Annotated in this window: 3 protein-coding genes; all 3 read left to right on the top strand. The window is 44.7% G+C overall.

The genetic code is table 11. The features are described 5' to 3' along the window. The first annotated feature begins 140 nt into the window (after window positions 1–140). Window positions 141–1673 carry a lysine--tRNA ligase gene (gene lysS / locus JMY08_RS13780; protein ID WP_201593748.1) on the top strand — a complete coding sequence of 511 codons (1533 nt, stop codon included), beginning with the start codon at window positions 141–143 and terminating at the stop codon, window positions 1671–1673. Between the two features lie 220 nt (window positions 1674–1893). After that, on the top strand, window positions 1894–3159 hold the full coding sequence (locus tag JMY08_RS13775; RefSeq protein WP_201593747.1) for a hypothetical protein: 1266 nt from the start codon (window positions 1894–1896) through the stop codon (window positions 3157–3159). 84 nt (window positions 3160–3243) lie between these two features. Further along, the coding region (dnaX, locus tag JMY08_RS13770) for a DNA polymerase III subunit gamma/tau (protein ID WP_201593746.1) at window positions 3244–4642 on the top strand (1399 nt) is incomplete at its 3' end.

Below are 4642 nucleotides of genomic sequence, written 5' to 3'. Positions count from 1 at the left end.
TATCGTCGGTTTACGCCTAGTTTGATGCGATTTTAGCGATCAGCAGTCCTAATATTTGAATGTTCAACAGACCCTAAGCATTGATTTAATTTTTCTGTTTTCGTTTATCCATTTAATTACCTAATAATATTGAGAGTGTTATGTCAAAGCACAACAATCAGAATCAAGAGCAAGCCCCAGAAGACGCTAACGAGCTAATTGCTCAGCTACAAGCCAAGCTAGACGATATCACTGCTTCAGGCAAGCAGCCTTATCCAAATACGTTCAAACGCACCGATTATGCACAAGATTTGCAAGCAGCCTTTGACGGCGTCTCAAAGCAAGAAATTGAAGAAAAAGCGGCGAATGGCGAAAAAACACAGGTCAACGTAGCAGGTCGAGTCATGCTCAACCGTGGCTCGTTTATTGTCATCCAAGATATGAGCGGCCGTATTCAGCTATATGTCGCACGTAAAGAGCTCAATGATGAGACGCGTGCGAGCATCAAGTCGCTAGATTTGGGTGACATCGTAGGTGTATCAGGCTATATCGGTCGCTCAGGTAAAGGCGATCTATACGTGCATATCGAAGAGATCAGTCTGCTAACCAAATCATTACGTCCCATGCCAAATAAATTCCATGGTTTGGCAGATGTGGAAGCCCGCTATCGCAATCGTCATCTTGATTTGATGACCAATGAGACGACTCGCGATACGTTTATGATTCGCAGTCAGGTCGTCAGCGGTATTCGTAAATTCATGTTGAATGAGCGCTTCATGGAAGTTGAAACACCAATGATGCATCCGATTCCAGGTGGTGCAGTGGCACGTCCATTTGTGACGCATCATAATGCTTTAGACATGCCGCTTTATTTACGTATCGCGCCTGAGCTTTATCTCAAGCGCTTGGTGGTTGGCGGTTTTGAAAAAGTATTTGAAATTAACCGTAGCTTCCGTAACGAAGGCGTCTCAACCCGTCACAATCCTGAATTTACGATGATTGAGTTTTATCAAGCGTATGCGGATTATCATGACTTGATGGATTTAACCGAGCGCTTATTTAATGAGTTGGCGATGGATATCTTGGATACGACTGAGATTACTTATCAAGAAGAAGCCATCAGCCTAAAAGCACCGTTTGCTCGTTTATCGATGTCTGATGCGATTGCCAAATATGCCGAAAACTTCGACATGGCGCATATCAATGACCGTGAGTATCTAGCAGAGTACGCATCTACTACGCTCAAGCAGCAAGTAAAAGATGGTTTTGGTGTGGGTAAACTGCAAACGATTATCTTTGAGGAAACCGCTGAGCATCAATTACGCCAGCCAACCTTTATCACTGAATATCCTGCAGAGACGTCACCACTCGCGCGCCGTAGTGACGACAATCCTGAGATTACCGATCGCTTTGAATTGTTCGTTGGTGGTCGTGAATTGGCCAATGGCTTTAGTGAGCTAAATGACCCAGCAGATCAGGCGGAACGCTTCCGTGGTCAAGTCGCTGAAAAAGATGCAGGCGATGATGAAGCCATGCATTTTGACGAAGAATATATCGAAGCATTGTCTTATGGTTTGCCACCGACAGCAGGTGAGGGTATAGGTATTGATCGCTTAGTCATGCTACTCACTGATTCAGCGAGCATTCGTGATGTGATTTTGTTCCCACACATGCGTCGTAAGCTTGACAACTAGACTAGCGTCTACTTATTATGAAATATAGTCAATCCTATATAAATTAGATACGATGTCAGGCTCGCTTAGTTTACTACTTGTAGTACTTTTACTCGCTTTCCTTGTGTCTAAATTATATTTAACCGACTATGACGCTGTTACTGAACTGAGTATAGAGCGAGTTTTGCAACGTTGATGACAGACGCTCAGTGGTTTATGAGCACTCATTTATAGGGATATTATGGACACTCAGCACCTACCGCTCTCAGTTTGGCAGCAGATGATTCAGCAAAGCTTCTTATCTTTGTACGATGTATCAGAAGAAGACAGTAACCATTCCCAGCATCTATTGCAGGGTTATGACTTTGTTTTTGAGTTTTCTGGTGCGACGGTTTACCTTATCGTCAATGATGTGGTAATGCAGGCCAATCAGCAAGAGGTTGACAGTACGCAGGTTCGTGAGTGGCGAAAAGAAGTAGTTAATCAATTAATCAAACGTCATGCGCAGCTTTATCTAAAAAATGATAAGGCACTGGCTGACGTAAACGCGTCGGCATCGGACAAGGCGATTTATTTTATTGGTCTGACGTCACTTGCTATTAAGCATGAAAACGATAACCCAGAGTCACAACCCCATACCGTCAATTACGAATATGGCAGTCAGTTCTTTGCCGAAGACTGTGTGCTGGACTTGGACGATGAGGAGAGTGTCTTACAAGTATTTAGTCATCAAAACTTTGTCGACATTCTCAATCAATTGGTGACCCCGAGTGATCTCAGTGCTTATTTGGACTTTCATCGCCGCAAGCTTGCTGGCTTTGAGACGTTTCAAGACGAATCAATGTTGCTCACCCAATTTTTACAGTCGCCTGATTTTCACCAGAGAGCCATTGAGGTGCAAGAGCAGTTGGTCGCTCATCAGTTAATAGACCAAGTGGAACCGCGCTTACTCACAGCAGCAGAACCCGACCAAGTAACTTTTGCCAATGCGCTGATGCTCGATATTCAAAAGAATACTCGCATGTGGTACAAGCTATTTAATAGCTTGATTCAGCAGTATTATGAGGCGGGAACGCCACTGCCAAAAGAGCAGGTCGATGTGTTGGTCGATGAGTCAATGTATACCTATGCGTGTTTAATAGAGAAAATACTGGCGCATAGAACGATTGATAAAGATTCAGACTGGAATGGTTATGTTTGTCATGAGCATTCTTATCATGTATTTGGTCGCCATTATTTGATGGTGTTTTATGCACAAGATGAAAATAGCACATTAAGTGCAGACAAGGTGCGCGCCTCGCATCAGGATTTACTGTTCGAGCTTAATTCACAAATGCAGCAGCCGGTGATGGACCATTTGTTCTTAATTGGCGTAGAGGTTAGACCTTGTGAAGACAGCGTCAATACTGAGGTGCATATTGACGTGTTTCATCAAAATGGCTCGGCTATCGACGCAAACACACAGCGCTTATACGAGCAATTGGCTGAGCTAAGATCGCAGTCATAGACTCATTATATTGTAGATCGCTGATCTGATGCTTCACCTACATTTGTACTTTTCACATTGGCAGTTACTATATTGGCAGTTACTATGACGCAGCAATATCAAGTTTTAGCTCGCAAATACCGTCCCAAGAACTTTCATGAATTGATTGGGCAAACGCACGTCTCGCAAGCACTGATTAATGCCATTGATTATAATCGTCTGCATCATGCTTACCTTTTTACAGGTACACGCGGTGTGGGCAAGACGACGATTGCGCGTATTTTATCTAAATGTCTGAATTGTGATACTGGGGTGACTAGTACGCCTTGCGGTGTGTGTGATAACTGCGTCGCCATCGATCAAGGTCGTTTTATTGATCTGATTGAAATTGATGCGGCCTCTCGTACCAAAGTGGAAGACACTCGCGAGCTGTTAGATAACGTGCCTTATGCGCCAAGCCAAGGACGTTACAAGGTCTATCTAATTGATGAAGTGCATATGCTGTCTACGCACAGTTTTAATGCATTGCTGAAAACGTTGGAAGAACCGCCTGAGCATGTAAAGTTTTTGCTAGCGACGACCGATCCACAAAAATTGCCGATTACTATTATCTCGCGCTGTTTGCAGTTTGTGCTGCGTCCGTTGCCGCAAACCTTGCTGAGTGAGCATCTGGCAAATGTCCTTACCCAAGAGCAGGTAGGTTATACTCAGCCAGCACTTTGGCAATTGGCCAGTGCGGCAAAAGGCTCGGTACGTGATGCCTTATCCTTGACCGATCAAGCCATTGCTTTCGGTCAAGGTGCGCTGGATGATGTCACTGTCAATGCCATGCTTGGTCTCATTGATGCGGCTGATTTGGTCAGTTTAATTACCGATATCTATAATCACGATAAGTCTGCCGTCGCTGCACATATTGAGCAAATGCGCGCGCAGATGGTTGATGCGACGAGTATGTTTGATGGGCTGGCTGAGCTATTACATCAATTGGCGTTGACCCAACTGCTTCCTGAAGTGGCTCTCAATGTGAATGAGGCGCAAGCCCAAGACATTAATACGCTTGCGCAGCATATGAGCCCAGACGTCCTGCAACTGTATTATGAAATTGTCGTGCAAGCGCGTGAAGGTGTTAAGCTTGCCAGTACCCCGATGCAAGCGCTTGAGATGTGCATTTTACGCTTGTTAGCCTTTCGTCCGTTGCCAGTCGATGAAGTACTAAGCCCTATTTATGATGGCTCTGTGTCATCTGAAGTACCAGCTATAGAAAATACGACTTCTACGCAGGCAGCCATTACCCATTCAGCTTCGATACCGCCGTTACAGCCTTATGATATCGACTATCAAGAGCAAGCCAGTATTGAGCAGCCAAACGCTAGTTTTGATGAGAATGCGTTAAGTATTAATCCAGCTCATGAGCCTGAACCCGTTGTTGAGCCTGAACCCGTTGTTGAGCCTGAACCCGTTGTTGAGCCTGAACCCGTTGTTGAGCCTGAACCCGTTGTTGAGC

The organism is Psychrobacter sp. Pi2-51 (assembly GCF_904846665.1).
In the GTDB taxonomy this organism is placed as follows: Bacteria; Pseudomonadota; Gammaproteobacteria; order Pseudomonadales; family Moraxellaceae; genus Psychrobacter; species Psychrobacter glaciei.
Note: the sequence above shows the minus strand (reverse complement) of the source record. Positions and strands in the feature narration are given on the sequence as shown.

Coding starts and splice junctions, on each gene's coding strand:
- lysS (WP_201593748.1), top strand. CDS start 141: ATGTCAAAGCACAACAATCAGAATCAAGAGCAAGCCCCAGAAGACGCT.
- JMY08_RS13775 (WP_201593747.1), top strand. CDS start 1,894: ATGGACACTCAGCACCTACCGCTCTCAGTTTGGCAGCAGATGATTCAG.